At 63.3% G+C, this 286-nt stretch carries 1 protein-coding gene; it reads left to right on the top strand.

Annotation, left to right across the window (positions count from 1 at the left end):
• The coding region (locus GRPL_RS0126245; protein ID WP_032700874.1) for a fumarate hydratase C-terminal domain-containing protein at positions 1–286 on the top strand (286 nt) is incomplete at both ends.

The following is a 286-nucleotide window of genomic DNA, read 5'->3' as shown; positions in this document are numbered from 1 at the left end:
CGCGCGATATCGCCCACGCGAAGCTCAAAGAGCTGCTGGATAACGGCGAAGCGCTGCCGCAGTACGTCAAAGATCACCCGATCTACTACGCCGGCCCGGCGAAAACACCCGATGGCTATGCCTCAGGCTCGCTCGGTCCGACCACCGCGGGGCGCATGGACTCCTATGTCGATCTGCTGCAGTCCCACGGCGCCAGCATGGTGATGCTGGCGAAAGGCAACCGCAGCCAGCAGGTGACCGACGCCTGCCACAAACACGGCGGATTCTATCTTGGCAGCATTGGCGG

The sequence above is a fragment of the Klebsiella planticola ATCC 33531 genome, assembly GCF_000735435.1.
Classification (GTDB): Bacteria; Pseudomonadota; Gammaproteobacteria; order Enterobacterales; family Enterobacteriaceae; genus Klebsiella; species Klebsiella planticola.
The sequence above is the reverse complement of the archived record's forward strand: the minus strand, read 5'-3'. Positions and strand labels throughout refer to the sequence as shown.